The organism is Methylotuvimicrobium alcaliphilum 20Z (genome assembly GCF_000968535.2).
Taxonomy (GTDB): domain Bacteria; phylum Pseudomonadota; class Gammaproteobacteria; order Methylococcales; family Methylomonadaceae; genus Methylotuvimicrobium; species Methylotuvimicrobium alcaliphilum.
In genome coordinates, this window is sequence record NC_016112.1 from 4473219 (window position 1) to 4495858 (window position 22640).

General features: G+C 49.4%; 20 protein-coding genes. 10 read left to right on the forward strand and 10 right to left on the reverse strand.

The features are described 5' to 3' along the window. Positions 1–444: 444 nt before the first annotated feature. The 4 genes from pepN to MEALZ_RS19035 all read right to left on the reverse strand — a co-directional run bounded on the left by pepN (position 445) and on the right by MEALZ_RS19035 (position 5841). Positions 445–3093: an aminopeptidase N gene (gene pepN / locus MEALZ_RS19020; protein WP_014150279.1), complete on the reverse strand. Its 2649-nt coding sequence runs from the start codon at positions 3091–3093 to the stop codon at positions 445–447. 230 nt (positions 3094–3323) lie between these two features. Continuing rightward, a complete protein-coding gene (locus tag MEALZ_RS19025) occupies positions 3324–3701 on the reverse strand; it encodes a DUF423 domain-containing protein (RefSeq protein ID WP_014150280.1) in 378 nt (125 codons plus the stop codon). A gap of 1 nt (position 3702) precedes the next feature. Then, the gene (gene moaB / locus MEALZ_RS19030) at positions 3703–4221 is read right to left on the reverse strand and encodes a molybdenum cofactor biosynthesis protein B (RefSeq protein WP_014150281.1); all 519 of its coding nucleotides are present in this window, start codon (positions 4219–4221) and stop codon (positions 3703–3705) included. 264 nt (positions 4222–4485) lie between these two features. Beyond that, on the reverse strand, positions 4486–5841 hold the full coding sequence (locus MEALZ_RS19035; RefSeq protein WP_014150282.1) for a DegQ family serine endoprotease: 1356 nt from the start codon (positions 5839–5841) through the stop codon (positions 4486–4488). 269 nt (positions 5842–6110) lie between these two features. On the opposite strand from MEALZ_RS19035, the gene MEALZ_RS19040 reads away from it, so the two are divergent. Further along, entirely contained in the window at positions 6111–7481 is a 1371-nt protein-coding gene (locus MEALZ_RS19040; RefSeq protein ID WP_014150283.1) for a cyclic nucleotide-binding domain-containing protein, read from the forward strand. A gap of 80 nt (positions 7482–7561) precedes the next feature. Here the strand turns inward: MEALZ_RS19040 and rpmG are convergent, their stop codons facing one another. Continuing rightward, on the reverse strand, positions 7562–7717 hold the full coding sequence (gene rpmG, locus MEALZ_RS19045) for a 50S ribosomal protein L33 (RefSeq protein ID WP_014150284.1): 156 nt from the start codon (positions 7715–7717) through the stop codon (positions 7562–7564). A gap of 11 nt (positions 7718–7728) precedes the next feature. Beyond that, positions 7729–7965 carry a 50S ribosomal protein L28 gene (gene rpmB / locus MEALZ_RS19050; RefSeq protein ID WP_014150285.1) on the reverse strand — a complete coding sequence of 79 codons (237 nt, stop codon included), beginning with the start codon at positions 7963–7965 and terminating at the stop codon, positions 7729–7731. A 722-nt stretch (positions 7966–8687) separates the two neighbouring features. On the opposite strand from rpmB, the gene gshB reads away from it, so the two are divergent. The 9 genes from gshB to MEALZ_RS19095 all read left to right on the forward strand — a co-directional run bounded on the left by gshB (position 8688) and on the right by MEALZ_RS19095 (position 15704). Further along, a complete protein-coding gene (gene gshB, locus MEALZ_RS19055; RefSeq protein WP_014150286.1) occupies positions 8688–9635 on the forward strand; it encodes a glutathione synthase in 948 nt (315 codons plus the stop codon). Between the two features lie 335 nt (positions 9636–9970). Beyond that, entirely contained in the window at positions 9971–10852 is an 882-nt protein-coding gene (locus MEALZ_RS19060) for an energy transducer TonB (protein WP_014150287.1), read from the forward strand. 38 nt (positions 10853–10890) lie between these two features. Beyond that, positions 10891–11454: a YqgE/AlgH family protein gene (locus tag MEALZ_RS19065; protein ID WP_046061705.1), complete on the forward strand. Its 564-nt coding sequence runs from the start codon at positions 10891–10893 to the stop codon at positions 11452–11454. After that, positions 11447–11893, forward strand: a complete 447-nt coding sequence (gene ruvX, locus MEALZ_RS19070; protein ID WP_014150289.1) for a Holliday junction resolvase RuvX — start codon at positions 11447–11449, stop codon at positions 11891–11893. Before MEALZ_RS19065 ends, ruvX begins: the two co-directional genes overlap by 8 nt. Positions 11894–11902: 9 nt before the next feature. Then, positions 11903–12421, forward strand: a complete 519-nt coding sequence (gene pyrR, locus MEALZ_RS19075) for a bifunctional pyr operon transcriptional regulator/uracil phosphoribosyltransferase PyrR (RefSeq protein ID WP_014150290.1) — start codon at positions 11903–11905, stop codon at positions 12419–12421. 3 nt (positions 12422–12424) lie between these two features. Then, the gene (locus tag MEALZ_RS19080; RefSeq protein WP_014150291.1) at positions 12425–13387 is read left to right on the forward strand and encodes an aspartate carbamoyltransferase catalytic subunit; all 963 of its coding nucleotides are present in this window, start codon (positions 12425–12427) and stop codon (positions 13385–13387) included. Continuing rightward, positions 13387–14676, forward strand: coding sequence for a dihydroorotase (locus MEALZ_RS19085; protein ID WP_014150292.1), 1290 nt, complete (start codon positions 13387–13389; stop codon positions 14674–14676). Before MEALZ_RS19080 ends, MEALZ_RS19085 begins: the two co-directional genes overlap by 1 nt. After that, positions 14669–14971: a c-type cytochrome gene (locus tag MEALZ_RS19090; protein ID WP_014150293.1), complete on the forward strand. Its 303-nt coding sequence runs from the start codon at positions 14669–14671 to the stop codon at positions 14969–14971. Before MEALZ_RS19085 ends, MEALZ_RS19090 begins: the two co-directional genes overlap by 8 nt. 4 nt (positions 14972–14975) lie before the next feature. Further along, complete coding sequence (locus MEALZ_RS19095; protein WP_014150294.1) at positions 14976–15704, forward strand: LOG family protein; 729 nt, start codon at positions 14976–14978, stop codon at positions 15702–15704. Between the two features lie 160 nt (positions 15705–15864). On the opposite strand, the gene MEALZ_RS19100 is transcribed toward MEALZ_RS19095, so the two are convergent. The 4 genes from MEALZ_RS19100 to MEALZ_RS19120 form a co-directional block, all read right to left on the reverse strand. Beyond that, the gene (locus tag MEALZ_RS19100) at positions 15865–17436 is read right to left on the reverse strand and encodes an FAD-binding protein (RefSeq protein ID WP_014150295.1); all 1572 of its coding nucleotides are present in this window, start codon (positions 17434–17436) and stop codon (positions 15865–15867) included. 391 nt (positions 17437–17827) lie between these two features. Next, on the reverse strand, positions 17828–18832 hold the full coding sequence (locus tag MEALZ_RS19105; RefSeq protein ID WP_162472991.1) for an SGNH/GDSL hydrolase family protein: 1005 nt from the start codon (positions 18830–18832) through the stop codon (positions 17828–17830). A gap of 290 nt (positions 18833–19122) precedes the next feature. Continuing rightward, the gene (locus tag MEALZ_RS19115; protein ID WP_014150297.1) at positions 19123–21138 is read right to left on the reverse strand and encodes a hypothetical protein; all 2016 of its coding nucleotides are present in this window, start codon (positions 21136–21138) and stop codon (positions 19123–19125) included. A gap of 28 nt (positions 21139–21166) precedes the next feature. Beyond that, entirely contained in the window at positions 21167–22597 is a 1431-nt protein-coding gene (locus tag MEALZ_RS19120; protein WP_198482319.1) for an ATP-grasp domain-containing protein, read from the reverse strand. Positions 22598–22640 lie beyond the last annotated feature (43 nt).

Sequence of the window (22640 nt, forward strand, 5' to 3'; positions counted from 1 at the left end):
AGACCTAAGTATATATATCTCGATTTAACCCAGCACGGACAAGCCGAAACCAGAGAGGAAATCATTTTCGTAAAGAGGCTAGATCGTAGATCTAAATCGGCACCAGGGGCCTGTCAAAGAACGCCGTGACCCCCAGCAATTCGCAATTTGGGGATCAAAAAGGGTGTGGAGTGTGCTTGGCGAGGATGTCGGCAGCAGGGAGCTGCCGCCAAGCCCCCATGGATGGGTTTACGGCGTTCCTCGACAGGCATACCCCACACCCTAAGATCGGCGAAAATGCTCAAACTGGGAATTGCTGCCGTGACCCCAGCACCTAAATTATCCAAGGCAGTTAACCTTAGCCAACAGGCTATGGAATTTAGGTGCTGGGCGAATACGTCCATGTAGGCAAAGCCATTGCCGAGCAACCCGGAGCCGAAATTTGAACGGCAAAGGGTAAATCATTCATGCCAAGCTTTTGCTTGCTACTTCATAAACATCTTTGGAAATCGCCTCAGTCGACATGATGCGTTCGAGCTCGCCTTTCATCAAAGCTTGACGGGCCTCGTCATAACGCCGCCATTGCGTCAGTGCGCCAATCATCCTCGATGCGACTTGAGGGTTGAGCGTATTTAATTCAATAATTCTATCGGCTAAAAATCGATAACCTTGCCCGTTAGCTGCATGAAAATGCAATGGATTGGCCTGACTAAAAGAACCGACCAACGAACGAACGCGGTTAGGATTCTTTAAATCGAAGTCGGGGTGTTTCAAGAGGCGTTCCACCGCATCGAAAGTATCCGGCGGAGATGCTGTTGCTTGCAAAGCAAACCACTTGTCCAAGACCAGTGCTTCGTCGCGCCATTGCCGGTAAAAAGCATCCAAACAAGTTGCGCGGGCCGGATGCTGCGTATTGACGATGACGCTCAATGCGGCGATTTGATCGGTCATATTTTTGGCCGTGTCGAATTGCTTGAGCGACCAACGCTGTATTTCGGTATCGTCCAGCTTACTCAAATAGCCGAGACAGACATTTTTAACGCGGCGCCGACCGATTGCTTTGGCATCGAAACAACCTGACTCGTCCCGGTGATTGTCCAGATATAAGCCTCTTAGATCGTCTTCAAGGTGCTTTGCAATTTGACAAGCGACAAATTCGCGTGCCGTATGAATCGCTTCGACATCGATGACCGGCATTTGTTCAGCCAGATAAATCTCCGAAGGCAGACTTAACAACAACGCGAAATACGATAAATCCAACCAGCAGTTTTGAGCGATTTTTAGATAGGCTTCGATCAAGACCGGATTAATCTCAAGCGAACGGCCGTTTTGCAAATCGTCGACTAGTTCGGCGATGACGCGACCGGCCAACAACTGGCCGGCTTCCCAGCGGTTGAACGTGTCCGGATCATGGCTCAGCAAAAATGCCAACTCTTCCAGCGAACGTTGCATCTTGAGTTTCACCGGCGCCGAAAAGCCGCGCAACAATGAAATCACCGGTTTTTGCGGCAATTGTTCGAATACAAAAGTTTGCTCTGTATCGGTCAGTTCGAGCACAATTTTATGACTGACTTGGTCGCTACCTTGCAATCGGCATTGCGCCAGATTACCGTCCGGCAGGATCAATCCGGTTTTAATCGGTATATGCAGCGGTTCCTTGCGAGGCTGGCCGGGCGTCGGCGGGTTGTCTTGCTTAAGGGTCAGCGATAATGTTTGCGCGTCGCTATCGTAATGTTCCGAAACAGTCAATACCGGCGTGCCCGCCTGTGAGTACCAACGCCGAAATTGCGTTAAGTCGACATCATTGGCCGCTTCCATCGCATTGACGAAGTCGTCGCAAGTAACCGCCTGACCGTCATGACGCTGAAAATACAGATCGCAACCCTTGCGAAAACCTTGAGGGCCGAGCAGCGTATGCAGCATCCGGACGACTTCGGCGCCTTTTTCATAGACCGTCAAGGTATAAAAGTTATTAATCTCGATATAAGCGTCGGGCCGGATCGGATGTGCCAGCGGCCCTGCGTCCTCGGCAAACTGCCGGGTCCGCAATGCATTTACGTCTTCGATGCGTTTGACTGCTTTCGAGGTCCGGTCGCCGGTGAACTCCTGATCGCGAAATACGGTAAATCCCTCCTTCAGGCTCAACTGAAACCAATCCCGGCAAGTCACGCGGTTACCGCTCCAGTTATGAAAATATTCATGACCGATCACGCCTTCGATATGCTCGTAATCGCTATCGGTGGCTGTATCCGGGCGCGCCAAGACGAATTTGGTGTTGAATATGTTCAGGCCTTTGTTCTCCATCGCGCCCATGTTGAAATGGCCGACCGCGACGATCATGTACAAATCCAGATCGTATTCGAGTCCGTAAGTCTTCTCGTCCCAGCTCATTGCATTTTTTAGCGACTGCATCGCATGATCGCACTTATCGAGATCGTGGGCTTCGACATAGATTTCAAGCGCTATCCTTCGCCCCGATTGCGTGATAAAGCTATCTCTGACGCATTCCAACTGCCCCGCCACCAATGCAAACAAATAACATGGCTTATTAAACGGGTCTTCCCAGGTAACCCAGTGTTTATTATCGGGCAGTTCGCCTTGAGCTTTTTTGTTGCCGTTCGACAGCAATACCGGATATTTATCCTTGTCGCCGACCAGCGTGGTCGTGAAGCGGCTCATCACATCGGGCCGGTCGAGATAATAAGTAATCTTGCGAAAGCCTTCCGCTTCGCATTGCGTACACAGCATGTTTTTCGAGAGATACAAGCCTTCTAGTGCCGTGTTGGCTTTGGGATTGAGTGTATTTTCGATCGTGACGACGAATTTTTCGTGCTGCGGTACGTCGTGAATGACTAAGGCTTCCGGCGTTTGCAAATAGCGATCGGTACTTAATATGTCGCCATTCAACTGAACGCCGACCAAGGTCAGATTTTCGCCCAGCAATGTTAAGGCACTGTCATCGGCTTTCGAGGCCGGATTTCTGCTCATCGTCAACGAGGCAACGACACGCGTGCTTTCGTTATCCAGCGTGAAATTCAAGTCGGTATCGTGGATGAGATATTCCGGCGGTTTGTAGTCTTTGAGATAGATCGTTTGTGGAGAGGCGTCACGCATAATTTAATTCGATATTTTTTGTGAAAGGGAGTTTTCAGTAAAGTTTACCGTAAAAAAGAGCCAATTGATGCTTTGTTCGGTTTAGTCGCTTGTTTTTATAGGCTAACGATCATGACCAAGCTGTCATCACCCCGGCAAATAAAAGTCCGAGGGGTGGTTAGGGTGCAGGAAGACGAAAAAAATAGACCGCTCTCGTTTAATCGTGACCTCGGTGTTTTATTATTCGCTTTCTACCGCTGCTCTTTGGCGGCATATAAGGCCAACGTCACCCACCCGGCGATGAATGCCAGACCGCCGAATGGCGTAATCATGCCCAACCATTTTTGGTCAAGCAAAGTCAAAAGGTACAAACTGCCCGAAAAGAGCACGATACCGGCAAACATTAGCCAAGCCGACCATGACAACAGCGCTTGCCGAGGATTTTGCCGATGCAGCAGGCCGATTGCGCACAAACCTAACGCATGCCACATCTGGTACGTTACACCGGTTTTGTAAACTTCGAGCATATCGGGGCTTAGCACCGCTTTTAAACCGTGCGCGCCGAATGCCCCCAAGCCGACGCCAATGCCTGCACATAGCGCGCCGACGACTAAAAAATCCCAACGCATGTTATCGCTCCTTTAAACGCGGCATTAACTGTACTAGATTACATGGCTTGGTTCGAAAATCCAGTTGAGCCTCGATCAATTCGTCCCAAGCCGTCTTGCAAGCATGCGACGAACCCGGCAAACAAAAAATGTAGGTTCCGTTGGCGACGCCAGCGACTGCACGCGACTGTATCGTCGACGTTTTGATCGTTTGGTAGGAAATCATTCGGAAGACTTCGCCGAACCCGTCTAAGGTTTTATCGAGCAACGGCTCTACCGCTTCCGGCGTTCCGTCTCGACCGGTTACGCCGGTGCCGCCGGTGGTTAAAACCGCATCGACCGAGTCATCGGCGATCCAATGCGATAGCGCCGCTCTGATTCGATAAATATTATCCGAAACGATTTTTTTTTCGGCAATTCGATGACCCGATGCCAGCGCCTTGTCGACCAGGATTTTACCCGAAACGTCATCGGCTTCGTTACGGGTATCGGATACCGTCAACACGGCAAGATTGAGCGGAATAAAGGTTCGTTCGGTCATTGATTTTGTCGTCAGTGATTTAAAAAATGGTAATTATTCAGCATAAGTCATGTATGAGAAGGTGTCAGGGATTGATTTATAAGGCTGTCTGCAACAGGACGTTGCAGTCAGAGCTTACAGGGATGTATTCACCCAGCACCTAAATACCATAATCCATTTGCTATGATAAACAATTTTGGATTATTTAGGTGCTGGGTTCACGCGTCCTTAGAAATCAATGCCTGACACCAACCTACCGCATGCGCTGAATAGTTACAAAAAATGCTATTTCAAAACCAAGAAGAAGGCTTCTTCGCCGCGCTGTATATTGATCAACAATGCGTTATTGGGATTGGCGACTTGAGCAAGTTCTTCTATGGTGCGAATCCGATAGCGATTGGCTGAAACGATAATGTCGCCCGGTCGTAACCCGGCTCGCCAAGCGTAGGAGTTTGTTGCTATCTGTTCGAATAAAACCCCTTCGATTTGATTTTTTTGCGTCGAGCTTAACACGGTACCGTCAAGACGAGGATGAATCGTTTTACCGGCTAAATGAGGTCGCTGCGGCTTGCCGATTTCAGCCTGAACCAACATTTTTTTATCATCACGCATAATGCCGATATCGACTTTGGCACCGATTTTCATTAAACCGATCATATTACGAATATCGTGACTGCCTTTGATTTTTTGTCCATTGACTTCGGTGATAATATCGCCTGGCTCGAGTCCTGCTTTTGCCGCGGGAGAATTTCCGGCCACTTTGCTGATTACGGCGCCATGTTTGGTTTTTAAATTGAAGGCTTTAACCAGTTCGGGAGTCAAGTCCTGAGTCGTGACCCCTAACAAGCCGCGCCGCACTTCGCCATGAGTGACCAGAGACTCCTTGATCGTCATCGCCATATTGGCCGGAATCGCAAAGCCGATACCGACATTACCGCCGCCCGGCGCCAATATCGCGGTATTCATGCCGACAAATTCGCCGCGCAAATTGACTAACGCTCCGCCGGAATTTCCCGGATTGATCGACGCATCGGTTTGAATGAAGTCCTCATAGCCTTCGATACCTAAACCGGATCGACCCAGCGCACTGACGATACCCGAAGTAACTGTCTGACTCAGGCCGAATGGACTACCGATCGCAATGACGAAATCTCCGACTCTCAATTCGTCGGAGTTGGAAATAGGCAAAGCAACCAAGTTATCGGCGGCAATTTGTACGACCGCAACATCGGCTTCAGGATCGGTTCCGATCAATTTGGCATCGAGCTGGCGTCCGTCGTGCAATGTCACCATGATTTTATCGGCTTTGTCGATGACATGGTTATTAGTCAACACATAGCCTTTCTCGCTATCGATAATGACTCCGGATCCCAAGCTGTTGCGTTGTTGCCGGCGAGGCCGGTCCGGTAATTGAAAAAAATGCCGGAAAAACGGATCTTGCAATAACGGATTTTCCCTCACCTGAATATTAGTTGATGTCGATATATTCACGACTGCCGGCATGCTGCGTTCGAGAATGGGCGACAGCGACGGCAAGGGCTGTCCCTCCACCGCAACAGGCAATCCTGCCGATACTTGCGTGACAGCTAAAAACCCGAATGCTAAGGTCAATATTAAATGACCGAATAAGTGATTCTTCATGAAAGTCCTCGACAGGCTTTAAAGTCAACGTAGACAATATAAGGCAAAAAATGTTTAAAACAAGTCAAAAAACTGAAAATATGGCCGCGCGAATTATATGATCATCAGGCCCTCGTTATCCTAAATTCGGCATTTTAACCATGAAGCACATTAAGTCTTTCAACGGCTTGCCAAACTTATAAAATGCACGTTCCTTATTCTTAATGGTGAAATGCTTTATCTAGAATAATGAGCTATATTAGTCACTTTACTCCTTCCAATGAATTTGAATGGCTGTAGATATCAGCTCCGCAGACGCACAAGCAATTCGTAAACTTGTTCCACTGTCCACTCTGCCCGGACCTCATTTCGAAGCATTGTGCGCCGAAATCACCATCGAAACGGCAGAGCGCGATTCGGTATTATTCAAAAAAGGAGACACGGAGGCGGACTTATTTTATTTATTGAGCGGCCAAGTTTCCTTGCAGGCTCAAGGCCTAAAGGTCGAAATAATTGATGCGGAAAGCGAATCGGCCCGCTTTGCATTAGCTCACCAACTACCCAGAAAAATCGATGCCGTGGCATGCAGTAGCATTCGATTTTTAAGGCTGCCCACGGAAACACTGAGTTATTTATCGTCGCTAAGTTATGAAGAGGAAAGTAGTTACATGGTTATAGTCGAACCGGAAGACAACTCTGATGACTGGATGACAACTCTATTGAGGTCTCCGATATTTCAAAGACTGCCGCCGGCCAATCTACAAAAAATAATAATGAGCCTCGAAGAAGTCATCTTTGAAAAAGGCGAAGCCGTTTTCCATCAAGGCGATCCGGGCGATTATTATTATTTGATCAAATCCGGCCAATGCTTGCTGACTCGCAAACCTTCCGAAAATGCCAAGGAGATCAAATTAGCGCTTCTAAGAACGAGCGATACTTTCGGAGAAGACTCTCTGTTATCGGATAAACCCAGGAATGTTACGATTACAGCCATCAGCAAGTTATCTCTGTTACGTCTTTCCAGACAGCATTTTATAACACTGATCAAAGAACCCGCGCTGAAATACATCGACTTCGAGCAAATGCAGCAAGAACAAGCCAATGGGGCGATCTTATTGGACGTCCGCTCGACCGAGGACTATAACCAATACCATTTAGACGACAGCATTAGCGCGCCGTTCTTTACTCTACGAATGCAATTGAAAACGCTCAATCGCGCCCGCACCGTCGTGGTCGTTTGCGCTAACGGCAAAACCAGCGAGGCGGCTGCATTTTTGTTGCTCCGCAATAAATTCAAAGCGTTTATTTTGGAAGGCGGCATGCAAAAGGTCTCGCCTGAACTTAAAAAAACGGCGGCTCTCTTCACGATCGACGATGGCTTCGAAACCACGTTTCGCAATGCCGAAAACTCGGAAACAAACCCGGAAAAAGAAGACGCTCCGACCGCGACGCATAAAGCGAATTCCGCTGACGAGGGATTGCTCGAGCAGGTCGAACAGCTAAAAGCACAGAACGAGGCCTTATCGGATAAAAATCAGGAACTTATTGAGAGGTGTAAGCAACTGGAAGCTGCCAAGGAAGATGCCATCAAGCAATACCGAATATTATTCAAACAAACGGAAAAGCTAAAAGAAGTTTTAGATAAACTGAAAAAACAATGATTGCGGCGCTAGACGAAAAAGCCACGGCGCTGTATGCGTAACCGCGGCTTTTCGGGCAACGAAAGAAGTATCGTCAAAAATTATTTGATTTTAGCTTCTTTGTACATCACATGCTTGCGAACAACAGGATCGAATTTTTTGATCTCCATTTTCTCAGGCATTGTGCGTTTGTTTTTTGTCGTGGTATAAAAATGTCCGGTGCCTTCGGATGAAACGAGTTTGATTTTATCGCGCATGGTTGATCCCCTTATGCCTTAATACCTTGTTTACGCAAATCGGCCAAAACGGCATCGATGCCTCTTTTGTCGATAACGCGCATGCCTTTCGTGGAAACACGCAGGCGAACCCAGCGATTCTCGCTTTCTACCCAAAAACGATGATGCTGTAGATTGGGGCAGAAACGTCTTCTGGTTTTATTGTTTGCGTGCGATACATTATTACCGGTTACGGGACGTTTTCCTGTAACCTGACAGACTCTGGACATGATTAACCTCTTTGTTTGCCATTATTCAAAAATTAGCCGGCTTTTATACCAAAATTTAGTCGTCAGGTAAACCTTTTATACCTTTCGCACTTCAAATTTCGGCAGTGCCAGAGTAGGAGCCTGGGTGTCCGATAAAGGCTTTGCCAGCATGGAGCTGACATAGAGCCTACACAGACGTATTCACGGCGTCCTTTAACGGACACCCAGGCGCCTCCTTGGGGCGCTGTCGAATTTTGGAGTGCGGAAGGTTTATATGGAGTATTCGCAAAAAGTAACGTTCATGAAGGCCTAGCCATCGCCCCGGCAAATGAAAGTTCTCTGGTGGCGGAAGGTGCGGTCACTCGCCCGACAGGACGCCGTGAACCCAGCACCTAAATTATCCAAGATAGTCAACCATAGCTAACGAGCTATGGAATTTAGGTGCTGGGTGAATACGTCCATGTAGGCTCGACGGCGGCTCCCTGCCGCCGACGCCTGTCGATCGAGCAACCGCACCCTCTTCGGAACCGACATTGTTTTTTCATATCGAAAAAATAGATAAGGAATGCAAAACTGCGAACTTTCACAGTTAAAGAATAGATAGATTTGCATGCGGCATAGATCATTGAAACCTCATTACCATCGCATAACAAGCTAAAACATTCTTTCCCAAGACCTCTGAAACCGCTATAGTTGACGCCTTATTGCCACCCCTTTTTAATTTCGGATTATTGAGAGTTTTTATGTCTATAAAATTCGGCATGGTCATGGACCCGATCGATCGCATCAACATCAAGAAAGATACAAGCTTTGCAATGCTTCTTGAAGCTCAAAGCAGAGGGTGGGAGTTGCATTATATGGAGCTTAACGATCTTTATATGCGTAACGGACGCGCCTATGCGCGTACCCGTTTATTGGAAGTTCAAAGAAACCCGGAGCGTTGGCATCGATTTTCCGGCGAACAGGATATCGCCCTGGATCGACTCGATGTAATCATGATGCGCAAAGACCCGCCTTTCGATCAAGAGTACATCTATGCGACTTATCTGCTCGAGCGCGCCGAAGCCTTGGGCGCTTATGTAATCAATAAGCCTCAGTCTTTGCGTGACGCCAATGAAAAATTGTATACCGCATGGTTTCCGCAGTGCTGCGCGGAAACCATGGTTGCCCGCGATCCGAAACGAATCCGCGAGTTTTTGGCGGAACAAGGCGAGATTATCTTAAAACCGCTAGACGGTATGGGCGGTACGTCGATTTTTCATTTGCGCAAGGACGATCCCAATTTAAGTGTCATTTTGGAAACCATGACGCAATACAATTGTCGTTATGTGATGGCGCAAAAATATCTACCCGAGATTAAAAACGGCGATAAACGTATTCTGATCGTCGACGGTGAAGCGGTACCTTACGCGCTGGCTAGAATTCCGGCTCAAGGAGAAACTCGCGGCAATCTGGCTGCCGGCGGCAATGCGGAAGGCCGTGTGCTAACCGCTCGAGATTCTTGGATTGCCAAGCAAATAGGCCCGACCTTACGCGAAAAAGGTTTAATTTTTGTCGGCCTCGATGTCATCGGCGATTATCTCACCGAAATCAACGTCACTAGCCCGACTTGCGTACAAGAACTGGATAAGCAATTCGGATTGAACATTGCCGGACAATTGATGGATCATATTGAATTAAAACTTCGCTGAATTTCTTGACAATTTGTCGTGTTCAAATTCGAAACCGAAAAAAGTTTTCAAAATGCAGCGATCGGCTGTCATCTTTTCTCAATCAAGACCTTTCTCAGATCTATACCGATCGTTTAAGTTCGCGGAGTAAATGTTTCTGTTGATAGTCATAGTCAAGAAAAGAAAGCGAGGCCGGGCAATTCAACCCGTCCCAAACGTTTTGGTTTGCTTTGGGCATGGTCGAAACGTATAGGGCAGGGGCAAACCATGTCCTGCAAGATACTTCCTTTAAGCTAGAGTTTATAGTTTAATGAAAAAATCACGGATTCCATTTAGTCTTTAGCAATCAAAAGATTATGACAGCTTCGAACACTTTCTTGAATAGAGCTACCAACACATCGGAAAACGATGCGTTATTGATCACGCTATTTATTGCCGCTTTACTTCATATTGGAGTCATCCTAGGCATCAATTTTTCAATGCCCAAACAGGAAGAGACTCATCGTGCAATCGAGATCACTTTAGCCACGACGCCGGCACAAAAAGCGCCTAAACAGGCCAGTTTCCTAGCCCAGGAAAACCAAATCGGCGCCGGCAAACAAAAAACCAAACCGGAACCCCCCAAGCAAAAACTACCCAGCCGCGGGGCCATGCCAAACAAACAACCGCAAAGCAAGCCGGTTCAACGTCAAACCGCAGCTCCCCAAAAAATAATCAGCACGATTCGCCCCGCCGAAACAAAAGCGCCTCCCGCACCGACTAAAGTCCCGGTTGAGCCGCAAAGCAAACCGGTTCCGAAAATTACCGCCGCAGCCTTGCAACAACAAATTGCGCAGCTGGGCACCGAAGTCCGGCAACAGCAACTCAGCGCCGACATCAGCAAAATCAAGCATGTCAATGCTGTGAGCACTCATAAATATGTTGCTTCGCAATATGAGATGGACTGGAAAAAAAAGGTGGAAGCGACCGGTAATCTTAATTATCCTGAAGTCGCCCGCAAAAAAAACTTTTTCGGCACGTTGACGATGGAAGTCGGCATCAATCCGGACGGTACGATATATAATATCCGAATTAAACGTCCTTCAGGCAATGCAGCCTTAGACGAAGCCGCCAAAAGAATCGTTCGTTTAAGCGCGCCGTTTCCGCCTTTGCCTCAAGAATTGCTCAAGGAATTGGATGTTTTAGTGATTACCCGGGTTTGGAAGTTTTCGGACGAATCGGGAATGTCAGCACGTTAACTCAATTAACTCGCGCAGCCATGAACACACTTACCGATATGACCGATACGACTTATTTAAACAATCAATTTCTGATCGCGATGCCTAATCTGACCGATCCGGGGTTTTTTCATACCGTGACCTACCTATGTCAACATAACGCCGATGGCGCATTAGGGATTGTGATCAATCGGCAGATCGACATGAAGCTAGGCGACATCTTCAAACAAATGCAAATCAATGTGACCTTTTTGGCCGCTGCGGAAGCTCCGGTATTTTTCGGCGGCCCGGTGCAACAGGAGCGCGGCTTTGTGATCCACAATCCATGCGGAAGATGGGATTCCTCGATCTCGATATCGGATGAAATCTCGCTAACGACGTCGCGCGATATTCTCGAAGCCATCGCGATCGGCGAAGGCCCCGAACAATATCTAGTCGCCTTGGGCTATGCCGGCTGGGGCGAAGGCCAATTGGAGCAAGAAATCGTCAATAATGCTTGGCTGAATACGCCTAGCGGCAATGACATCATCTTCAATACGCCGGTCAATCAACGCTGGCAGGCCGCAGCTCATCAAATCGGCATCGACATCAATCAATTAACCGCGCCGGCAGGACATGGCTAAACACGACCCGCTAGCTCCTCGCAATCACGACACCTACCTCGGTTTCGATTTCGGTAATAAAAAAATCGGCGTGGCGGTTGGACAAACCACGACCGGAACGGCCAATGCCTTATCGACTTTACGCTCGGTTAATCAAGCACCGGATTGGACGGCTATTGGCCGGCTTATTCAAGAATGGCAACCGGCGGGCTTAGTCGTCGGTATTTCCCGGCAAAGCGATGGCCAGGATAATCCGATTACCCCGCGTATGCTCAAATTTTGCCGGCAATTGGAAGGACGCTTTCAACTGCCGGTTTTTCAGCAGGATGAAACCCTGACGACTTTTGAAGCCAAACAAATGCTGTACGACGACTTGCGAGTCAGCGCCGGCAAGCTCTGGGAAGTGCAAGACCGGCTTGCCGCACAGCTCATATTACAAACTTGGCTCAACACTCAATAACCCCAACATATGACCCATCAAAAACTCGATATTACTGAATTATTGATTCGGCTGGAGTCGGCTATCGGCAATATAATCATTACCAGAAAGCTTGAAAATCCGTTGATGATCGGCATTCGTACCGGCGGCGTCTGGATTGCCGAACGCCTCCATCAACGCTTGGGTTTGACAGAGCCTTTAGGGCTATTGGATATCACGTTTTACCGCGACGATTTTTCGCAAATCGGCGTGCATCCGAATGTCAAGCCGAGCGCCTTGCCGAACACGATCGAGGGCCGCGATATTATTCTGGTCGACGATGTCTTTTACACCGGACGAACGATTCGTGCCGCACTCAACGAAATCTTCGATTACGGCCGGCCTAATCAAGTCGTGTTGGCGGTATTGATCGAACGCGACGGGCGGCAAATTCCGTTGCGTCCGGATTGTATCGGCACCACGATACAACTCGACGCCAATCAACGCATCAAATTGACTGGCCCGGATCCCTTGGATATCCATATTCAAACTCTTGACGCAGCGGCTTAAGGCATGAGTCACAATTTACAATTAAACCCCGAAGGTAAATTAAAGCACTTTCTAACAATTGACGGACTCGACAAAGCACTGTTAACCGAAATTCTCGATACTGCCGAATCGTTTGCCGAAATGTCGGGGCATCATGTGAAAAAAGTCCCCTTATTAAGGGGTAAAACCATCGTTAATCTGTTTTTCGAAAACAGCACGCGTACCCGAACGACCTTCGAACTCGCGGCCAAAAGACTCTCGGCCGATGTCATCAGCATGAATATCGCGACATCGGCCACCTCGAAAGGCGAAAGCCTGCTTGATACGATTCGTAATCTGGAAGCGATGTTCGTCGATATGTTCGTCGTACGTCATGGAACCAGCGGCGCCGCGCATTTTATCGCCGAACATACCGCGCCGCATATCAGCGTGATCAATGCCGGCGACGGCCGGCACAGTCATCCGACGCAGGCAATGCTGGATATGTTCACGATTCGGCAGTTCAAGCCGAATTTCAGCACACTGAGAGTCGCGATCATCGGCGATATTCTGCATTCCAGAGTTGCGCGCTCGCAAATTCTTGCACTCAATACGTTGGGTGCGGCCGAAGTTCGGGTTATCGCACCGAAAACCTTACTCCCCGCACATGTCGAAACGCTCGGCGTCACGGTCTGTCATAACTTGACCGAGGGACTCAAAGACATCGATGTCATCATCATGCTGCGCTTACAAAAAGAGCGCATGACCTCGGCTCTGCTACCCAGCGAAAGCGAGTACTTCAAATGTTTCGGTTTGACGCCTGAAAAACTGGAAATCGCCAAGCCCGATGCGATCGTGATGCACCCGGGACCGATCAATCGCGGCGTCGAAATCGATACGCGCGTGGCCGACGGTCCGCAGTCGGTCATATTACGACAAGTCAGTAACGGCATCGCGATACGTATGGCAGTCATGTCGATGGCGATGCAAACTCAAGGAGCGGCCTGATGAAAAGAATCCTGATCGAACAAGGACGCGTGATCGATCCGGCCCACTCGATCGATCGAACCGGTCCGGTTTACGTTGCCGACGGCAAAATCCTTGCCTTGTTCGAGAAACCCAACGGCTTTGAACCCGATAGCGTCATCGACGCTTCCGGCCAAATCGTCTGCCCCGGCTTTATCGATATCAGCACTCGCTTGCGCCAACCGGGCCAAAGCCATAAGGCCACGTTTCAAACCGAAACCAAGGCGGCCGCGGCCGGCGGCATTACGACTTTGATTTTACAACCCGATACGCGGCCGGTTATCGATACGCCGGCAATTACCGAATTGGTCAAGGAATTGGCTGAAAATTCCAATTACCGGCAAATCCTCCCAGTCGGCGCGCTAACGCAAAACCTCGAAGGCCAAGAACTCAGTTCGATGCTGGCACTGCAGGAAGCCGGCTGCATAGCGGTCGGCAACGGCGGCAGACCGATAAGCAATCTACTGGTATTGAGGCGCGCGATGGAATATGCCGCCAGTCATGATTTGTTGTTGATCTACCGGCCCAATGAGCACAGTCTCAGCAATGAAGGCTGCGCGCATGAAGGAGCATTTGCGACCCGCTACGGTTTGCCCGGAATTCCTGAAACCGCCGAAACGATCGCGTTGTCGCAATGTCTCGAACTCGCCGAATTGACCGGCTGCCGCGTGCATTTCGGACAACTCAGTTGCCGACGCTCGGTGATCAAAATCCAGCAAGCCCAAAAATACGGATTATCGGTCAGTGCCGATATCGCGGCGCATCAGTTGCATCTGACCGAAAACGACATGAAGCCTTTCGATAGCGCTTACCATGTTTTACCCCCGTTACGGAGCAAGCAGGATAAACTCTTTCTAAGAAAGGCATTGATGCAAGGCACTATCGGCACGCTGTGTTCGGATCACCAACCGCACGACCTCGATGCTAAATTAGGCGCATTTCCGGAAACCGAGCCGGGCATATCGGCGCTTGAAACGTTACTGCCGCTGATGCTGAAACTGGTCGATGAAAAATTGATTACCCTCTCCCAAGGCATTGCCGCGTTAACGCAAACCCCCGCCAAGGTACTGCGTTTGGAAAGCGGTACATTGACGCCGGGGAAATCCGCCGATATTTGCATATTCGACCCTGGCCGTCGATGGCAAGTCGACCATTCGACTTGGTATAGCAAAGGTATCAATACGCCCTATTGGGGAGAAACATTAACCGGCCGCGTCAGCGCCACACTGCAATCCGGTAAAATTATTTTTCAAGGAGTGTTTCATGATTAAGATCATGCTCGTTTCGGCCTTTTTTATATTAGCGGCTTGTACCCGCGACTATACGCCTGCCTCCTCGGCAACCGGCGAAAGCATCTTCAAGGAAGCTTGTGCAGAATGTCATCAACCCAAAGACCCGGCAGTCCCGCAAGTCGTTTTTTCACTCAACGAGAAAAATGCTAATGAAAGGTATATCACTCACAAAGTGCAGGGCGGCTCGCTGATGATGCCCAAGTTCCCGAAAATCACCGGTAGCAAAATGCGCTCGCTCAGTACTTACGTGCTCAATCATAGCGTAACCCAATAAAGCGATGAAAACCCCAAACAAGCAACACGATACCGCCAGCATCATCGATGATGTCAAAGGCGATCAATCTTGGCGAATTTTCAGGATTATCAGCGAATTTACCGAAGGTTTCGACCGGTTATCCGGTTTAAGCGATGCAATTTCTATTTTCGGTTCCGCGCGCATACAACCGGATCATCATTATTATTTGAAAACGGTCGAAATTGCCGGATTACTCGGCCAGCATAATTTCGCGGTTATCAGCGGCGGTGGCCCCGGAATCATGGAAGCCGCAAACAAGGGTGCGAAAACGCAGAAACCGCCCGCGGTCGGCTTGAATATCGAATTGCCTATGGAACAACGCCCTAATCCTTATCAGGATATCTCGCTGAATTTTCGCTACTTTTTCGTCAGAAAAGTCATGTTCGTGCGCCATTCGATGGGCTATGTCTGCATGCCGGGCGGATTCGGCACGCTCGATGAGTTTTTCGAATCGCTAACCTTGATGCAAACGCATAAAATTTATCCGTTGCCTTTAGTGTTATTCGGCAGCGATTATTGGCAAGGCTTAATGGATTGGGTACGAACAACAATGATCGAATACGGTACGATTTCGGAAGAAGACCTCAATTTCATAACGCTCACCGACGATCCGCAGGAAGTCGTCGATATCATGGTCAGGCACCGCGAATGGAAAAATCAACAGAGAAGAGAAAGCTTAGGGTCCAACAATATCGACTATAGGTACAGTTGATCGCGCAAGTGCATAGCCTTTGCTTTTAGCAGCAGCGGGGCCGATTATTTATTCAACCCGCATCCGCTCTTTGCTTGGGAAAGAGCGTGATGTGGGTTGGCCGTTTTTAGCTTGATGCGCATGGGTTGTAAACCCCCCGTTCTACCATTGGTGAAAACCCTTAACTCGCCTTTTCCAATTTCCTCATTTCGACCGGCGCAACCCTGCCATTCGAGGAAACTTTATCGTAGACTTCATCGAAAGCCTGCCGGCAGTGAGGCAAATGCTCCCGAATCCGATCGTAACTGCTATGATCGAACATTCTTCTAAAATCATCCCGGCTCATGAAGGTCCTCGCATAGAGTGCTTGATAACCGCTATGTTCGATCACGAATTTTTCCAGCAACGGGAGAGCTTCGGCATTATCGAAACCGCTCTTCGCCGGCGTACCGTAAGCGCCGATGTCGACATAGAGTTCGTCAATTTCGCCATTTTCAGCCTTATACGGCTGCACAAATCCGCCTTGTCCGCCGTTGTCTTTGATCGCCATCGGCGATAGCCACAAAGGGTATAAACGGAAATGCTTATCGAAATAATCGATGGACGTTTCCAGAAAACGCATCGGTACCAGCATATCCTGAACTACATGATATTTTTCCCTTAGCCGCTGAGTGGTTCGCGTTTCGGTATACTTCAATAACTCGATCCGGGGCGGCAAAGCCCAGCCCAACAAAGCCCTGAAAATGGGATGATTGCCGAAAGGAATGATTTCCTCCATCGCCCAAAAATAACTGCGCGTGTGGCGATGGTAATAATCCCGCACCGGCAGATATTCGACGCCTTCCTTATTACTCTGCAGATAGCTTTGAACATGCTTAAAAAACCAAGGTTTATACCACCTTCCAATAGCGTTTAAAGAACCGTCCTGTCCGACGGCATCGACGAATTTACCGGTCATGATAACCGCCTCGTCGCGCCCATAGACCAAAGCTTCAACGAAATCGTTTTTTTCGGTATCGCGCGAGGCTTGCTCGAACACGCTTACTAGATGATCCAAGCTTTGAACAGGCCGGTAGCGAACCCTGACAAATTTTTTGACCGGGATGATTTTCAACTCGGCAGCTACCAGAAAGCCCAGCGTGCCGTGACTCCACGGAATTTGATAAAACAGCTCGGGGTTTTCCGATGCGCTACATTTGACCAACTTGCCTTCCGCCGTCACGATTTCGAAGGCTTCGCAAATATGTTGAAACAAGCCGTATTTATGGCTGCTGGTTTCGACGCCGAAGCCCATGATCAAACCGCCTACCGTTAGGCTGTCCAGTTCCGGAACCACCGGTAAGGTCCAACCTTGCGAGATAAGCGTTCGTGAGAGCTGCCCCATGCTAACGAGGGGCTCTACCCGAACGATACCGCGCTGCGCGTCGATTTCCAACACGTCGTACAGTCCGATATCGATCTTGCGATGAGACAATTTGTACTTGGGCACCAGCTCGCTCATGGTTTTCCAGCCCGACCTCGCCGTACATAGTTTTTGCCCGACTCCTTGCGCTTTCCAATCTTCTATTTGCCGAATGACGCTGGCAACGCGGGTTTCATGTTTTGCCGGGGCGCTACTGAGACGAAATGACAGCCAATTGCGAAATCCGGAATAGGCTCCGTAAACAGCCGAAATCGGCAGTAAAAAAACGGTAGCGAATTGCCCCCGGTAATGGGTCAGTAGGTGTTCGAATAGCTGTTCAGTTTTGATCATGGGGTTATTTGGAATCCAAGATTTAAAAGCGCCAAAGCGCGGTCATCGCTTGATTCTGCGTCGAAGCGACGACATCGCGCTACGTTGCACAGAGAATCAAAAAAACTCTAATTTTAGCCTTGTTGACCTCGAATAGCGACAGTCATTCGGTGAAACTGCTTGATCCTATCGGAGTCAGTGCGCCTGGTCGGCAGGGGCTCATGCTCGAGACGCATGCCTTTCGAAATACAGCCAAACAAGACCGGCGAAATTGGTACCGAAAAAAATACCGTCGAAAGCCGGGGCAATTTACATGGATAGGCAATTTGTCTGGATTGTGAGTTAATAACAAGCTATCAATGGAATTATGCTCGGTTTGGCTCGTTCCAACAGAAAACCTGAAAATGTTTTGCTAATCGCTTAATTCACTCAAAAAAGCATCCCATAGCATATCCCCGATTATGGCCTGACCTTTTAAATTTGGATGAACACAATCAGCGGCCAAATATTCTTTCCAGTCTTGATTCATTTGAGGCAAATTCTCTGTGAGTGCGATTTTGCCTTGAAAGACTGAGTAGGGTAGTTGCCGACCTCGTATTTGCTCGACTTCATCTGAAAGCAGCTGATTCATTTCAGCGGCGGTTTGCTGTAAACGGAACATTTCCTCCGGATCGGTGTACACCGATTTAAACAAACCATAAGCGCGTTCTTGAATATCTCGGCAAGTCGTTGTCGGAAAGCCTATAAAAGCCGGAATACTGACGGTATCGGTCAATGCCGAGATCGGGGATGGGTCTTGCAGCGGCGTCACGATAATTTGGCTATGCGGATAACGCCGGATCAATAGGTTGAAAAAATCTTTGACATTGCTTTTAAAGCTATCAGGGGTATCGCCTGAAACAACATCGATGATATTGAAGTTCACCAAAATGTAATCTGGCCTTCTACCTGCCAACCTATTTCTTAGTCGACGCAATTGATGTCGGCCGAATTTATAGGAACCGGCCAGAAAGCCAACATTCAAGACTCTGACCGGTTTATTAGTGTGTTGTCTTAAACGGGAGGCAAACGAATAACTTTGATTACCCGCTGTAGCGGAAAGCTGATTGTTTGCCGTGAATCTAAATTTTCGTTCCATCAAACGACTATAAGCCATCAAATTATTTTCTGGTTGTTGAATCAAAGCCAGCTGGGCAGGTCTTAACTTTTCTAGGCGCCGTATGGCCTTATTGGCACTTAAATAAAAATCCAGTCCCGGGTTACCCAAGGTTGAATTGGCCCAGACGCCTTGTGTGACACTGTCACCCAGAACGGCCACGATGATCCTCTTGCCGGATGCCGCCGAGCTGGACATTGAAAACAGCAATAGCCATAAGGCGATTAAAATTTTGTATGTCTTGAATTTTGTTTTCAGCATGATCATCCGATTGGCAAGATTTATAGCTTTCGAACTTCAAATTTCGGCAGTGCCTAAGGAGGCGTCGGGGCGCTCGGTTCCTCACCTAACGCTAGGCGACACTGCCATTAAGTTAAGCCGTTCGTGGTGAGCCTGTCGAACCATGGACGGCTTAACTTATCGACCCAGGATTTTTCCATTCACCCTTCGACAGGCTCAGGGCGAACGGAAAAATCCTTAACTTAATGGCAGTGAACGCTAGGCGAGGAAACAGAAAACGGGGTCAGGCCTTAGGAGCAGCCCTGTATTCCCTAGTATTGCGATGCGCTGGCTTGTATGGGGTCGGCAGGCAGGCGGTCGGCGCCCCAGCTCTGGTAAATATGATCTTTGACTCTGTTGAGCTCCTCGGCACTCACCTGGGCTAACTCGCCCCTTTCCAAAGGGTCGTAATGGAAAATGTATAGCCGGGAAGCGAATTGTTCGAAAGGCAGTGACGCCTCGCCAAAACGTTCGCCATTGCCCGAGGTGTCAACCTCTACTCCATTGCCCCAATTCTGGCCGCTGTCATTATTGGGATTGTAGAAATAGACACGCATTTCCTCTTTAGGATCCAGCGCTACTCGCAGGATGGTGATGGCGTGCCAGCCCACAAATCGCCCCGCGCTGTCGGTAACGGCAATACCGGCGGGTTGAGGGTGGATCAGCGGTTGATTGCCGTTGTAATAGGGGTGGTAGCTGGCGTAAAAGTGGCGCAGAAAATCTTCCAGTTGATCCAGCTTTCCGGTTTTCACATCCACATTGATGCGAAAGCCCCGGCCCGACCACCAGCCATGAAACTCTGGGTTAACCCAGCGGTGTGGATCGCCTTCCCGTTCACTGCAGCGCCGTCCCATTTCCGCATATATGCGATCCAGGTGCGGTACCACCAGAAGTGAAACCGGGTCCAGATCCAAGGGAAGTTCCTTGGCAACCCCGGAAACACTTTCCCGCGAGGAAATCGGCTGCCCCTCAAAGTGAATAATGATTTCGTCGTCCCGGGCGGCCCAGACCACCATTTGCAGCATATAATCCGGGTCGTTGTAGGCCCACATGGAGAGGGCTCGAGCCGATTGGCAGGTGGGGTTATTGCCTTGTCCGACCCCCATGGGTAGGCCCAACATACAGAGTACGCCCTGCATCAACCAGGCTCGAGCCATGGGTTCGGGGCCAAAGGCCTGTACCAGACGCTGTTCACAGTAAGGTGAAATGGGTAATGACAGTTGGCGCCATAGTGCCGGTGCCACAGGAGGTTGATACAAAACCCCCCGCTCCAGAAGCAATGCCAGGCCGTAAATAGCTTGGGCAGTTTGAGGATACACAGTTTCATTGATCATAGCGCGCACCAGATCACCATAACAGAGCAGGCAATCGCGGCCAGTACTGGACAATCCTAGGGCCTCGGAAAGGAGGTGGTCGCCATGCTCCTGCAGGTAACGCAACAGTACGGCGTGATAAGGCGAAACCAGACCGGTATCGTGCATGGCCCGGGCAAAACCGGTGGCCTCGTACTGAAGAGCGCTGGAATCCATACTACTCAAGCGCTGACGGTAAACCTCGACGCCGGGATCCTCTCGGCATGCCTGGGTGGCGCCATAAAGGCTGCTGATCAACCGATCCGCGCCCTGACCGCTGATTCCGAGGTCGATATCCGGGTTGGCCTGACAGACGGCGATCTGGGTAATCATCTGCTTAACGCTGTCCACCTGTATGGGCCGCTGTTGCAGAATGCGCCAAATTTCCTCAATCAATCTATCGATCACATGCTCGTAACCGATGCGCTCAGCCAGATGTCGGAACAAATTTCGGGGCAGCCGTGACAACTTACCCTGCTGCTCCCGCTCCGCCTCACTGGGACTACCAAATAACAAGCCCAGGTTGATAGCCAAGACCTGAGTCAGATAGTGATGCGCCTGCTCCAAGGACATGCAGGGGTGAAGGTAGTCACCCATGGCAATAGCGAGCAAGCGAAGCTCACTCAGTGCCTCTACCACCACCGTATCGGCATTGCTACTTTTGAGCGAGTGGCAGGTCAAGCTAGGAATCAGAAGCTGGGGCTCGTCCCAATCCGAGCCTAAAAACACCCCGGCTTCCTCAATCTGCCGAGCACGGGCCTCAACTCTGGCACACCCACCCTCCAGCAGCATCAGTAGTCGCGCCGTGTCGAAAACCCGGCGAATGCGAGTGATTTTTGCAAAGTCACTGACTTCGGCCAGGGCTTGTAGTGCCTTGTCTAGTTTTTCCGACAAGCTGTCTAGCCTGGCAATATCGAGTGTGTCAGAATCAGTCAAGCTGCCTCCTTATAATCGTAGCGGCAGATTATACATAAAAATCGAGGTCTTCCTGATGCTTCAATAAGTCTCTCATAACGTGAGGATCGTGACCGAAAAAGTAAACCAGTCCCCAGTGAGTGCCAAAGGCGGTGCGTTTGGTCACGGTTTCTTCCAGAGGTGGTGTCAATTCGTGAGACTCGAAATACTCGTGCTCTTCGGTCTCCTCGGGGATCTCCAGTTTACTAACCACGCGACGCCGTGGATAGACCCCAAAACAGCCGGCAACACCTTTGGCATCGACTACTTCTTTGGGGAAAAATGCAGTGATTTCTTCTTCGGTGGTTTTCGGGTCGAAGGACAAGATCAGACCCTGATAGGCATTGAAGCCATAGGCTCGTTCAAGCAGCTCGAATACCTTGAATCCGGGTGGTCGATAGGCCACCTCACCGAAGTACATTTCGCCATCGTTGGTTACAAAGTACTCAGGATGGACAAAGCCGAAATCGATATCGAATGCCTTGATCAGTTTTTCAATTTGGGTGGTAATCTGGGCCCGGTATTTTTCTAGTTCAGGGGTGGCGGGAACAAACACCGAATAACCCAGGGTCACGTACTCGGAAATATTCAAAAAGTGAATTTTGCCGTTATGAATCCAGGCTTCTACTGCGAATTCCCAGCCGTCCAAGTGGGATTCCATGAGCACGGGGAATTCTTCATCGGGAATGGTATCCACCTCGTCGGGCGTGCGAATCACTCTGTGCCCCAAACATCCGGCCTTGTCGAAGGCTTTGAGATGAATGGGGTCGTTGGGGTCACCATCCAGTTTGAGCAGCGTTTGGTTCACGCGTTTGAGAAAACGCACCACGTCCTCTCTATCGTGTGCCTCCTCGAAAATACCCACGCGGATACCGCCGAGTTGAGCACGCCGTTTCATTAGCGCCTTGTCGCGCAATAACATGGCTTGGCCGAAAAGGCGAGGGTTATCCAGCAGTACCGAATTGATCGCGCCGGCCCATTCCACCGTTTCTTCGAACAGCGGAATTGAAACATCCACCCCCATGTCTTTCAAGGTTTGCGCAATTTCCATGGAGCGATCGTTAAGCCGCTCAAAGTTCCAGGGAATATAGGGAATATCGTGTTCTTTGCAGTAATTCTCGGCCCAATCGGGAGCCACCACCACATAGCGTCGGTCAAAACGATCAGCGGCTTCAATGGCGTTAATGCTCCAGCCAAGAAGAGCTACATAACCTTTTTCGGGATTAAAGTTTTCTTTTCGATTCGTACTCATAAATGATTGCCTCTGCATCCATTGGCATTTATACACTACTCTTTTTTTTCCACTTTGGCCAATTGGTCCCCTATGGCTGCAATTCCCAATTTGAGGATAATAAGGGTGCGCGGTGTGCTTGGCGAGTATGTCGGCAGCAGGGCAGATTTTTGCCCCATGCAAAATCTGCATTAACGCATCTTGTTGCATTGGTCGACCGTACTCGGGTACTGCGTTGCACCTTTCCCCAAGG